Annotated in this window: 1 protein-coding gene; it reads left to right on the forward strand. The window is 66.5% G+C overall.

Annotated features, from left to right (window positions below; genetic code table 11):
• Positions 1–1,385, forward strand: a 1,385-nt coding sequence (locus EN745_RS37160; protein ID WP_245487806.1) for a glutamate synthase-related protein, incomplete at both ends; no start/stop codon positions are given.

The raw sequence follows: 1,385 nt of genomic DNA on the forward strand, positions 1-1,385 counted from the left end.
CCGAAGCGATCAATCCGTACCTCGCCTTCGACACGCTGCTCGACATGCACAAGCGCGGCGAACTGCCGGAGGAGGTCGACGCTTACGAAGTGGTTTCGCGCTACATCAAGTCGATCGGCAAGGGCATCCTCAAGGTGATGTCCAAGATGGGCATCTCCACCTACCAGTCCTATTGCGGCGCGCAGATCTTCGACGCCATCGGGCTGAAGTCGGATTTCGTCGAGAAGTACTTCACCGGCACCGCGACGCTGATCGAGGGCGTCGGGCTGGACGAGATCGCGGCCGAGACGATCAGCCGCCACACCGACGGCTTCGGCAACGATCCGGTGCTGCGCAGCAGCCTGGAGGTCGGCGGCGAGTACATGTTCCGCATGCGCGGCGAGGCGCATATGTGGTCGCCGGACGCGGTCGCCACCCTGCAGCATGCGGTGCGCCAGGGGTCATGGGATACGTTCAAGGATTATTCCGCGCAGATCGACAGCGAGACGGCCCGCGCCCAGACCATCCGAGGCCTATTCAAGATCAGGCTCGCCGAGGAGACTGGACGCAAGAAGGTCGCGCTCGACGAGGTCATGCCGGCGGCGGAGATCGTCAAGCGCTTCTCGACCGGGGCGATGTCGTTCGGCTCGATCTCCAGGGAAGCGCACACGACGCTGGCGCGCGCCATGAACGCCATCGGCGGTAAGTCGAACACCGGCGAGGGCGGCGAAGAGGCCGACCGCTACCTGCCGCTGCCCGGCGGCGGCAGGAACCCGGAGCGTTCGGCGATCAAGCAGGTTGCATCAGGACGATTCGGCGTGACGGCGGAATATCTCGTCAACTCGGACGTCATGCAGATCAAGGTCGCGCAGGGCGCCAAGCCCGGCGAGGGCGGACAGCTGCCCGGACACAAGGTCGACGCGACCATCGCCAAGGTCAGGCATTCGACGCCCGGCGTCGGCCTGATCTCGCCGCCGCCGCACCACGACATCTATTCGATCGAGGATCTGGCGCAGCTCATCTACGACCTGAAGAACGTCAACCCGGCGGCCGACGTCTCGGTCAAGCTGGTGTCGGAGGTCGGCGTCGGCACGGTCGCGGCCGGCGTTGCCAAGGCGCGCGCCGACCACATCACCATCTCGGGCTATGACGGCGGCACCGGCGCTTCGCCGCTGACCTCGCTCAAGCATGCCGGCAGCCCGTGGGAAATGGGCCTCGCCGAGACGCATCAGACGCTGGTGCTCAACGGCCTCAGGTCGCGCGTGGCGCTGCAGGTCGACGGCGGCCTGCGCACCGGGCGCGACGTCATCATCGGCGCGCTGCTCGGCGCCGACGAGTTCGGCTTCTCGACCGCGCCGCTGATCGCGGCCGGCTGCATCATGATGCGCAAGTGCCACCTCAATACC

Origin of the sequence: Mesorhizobium sp. M4A.F.Ca.ET.022.05.2.1 (genome assembly GCF_003998845.1) — a bacterium.
Taxonomy (GTDB): domain Bacteria; phylum Pseudomonadota; class Alphaproteobacteria; order Rhizobiales; family Rhizobiaceae; genus Mesorhizobium.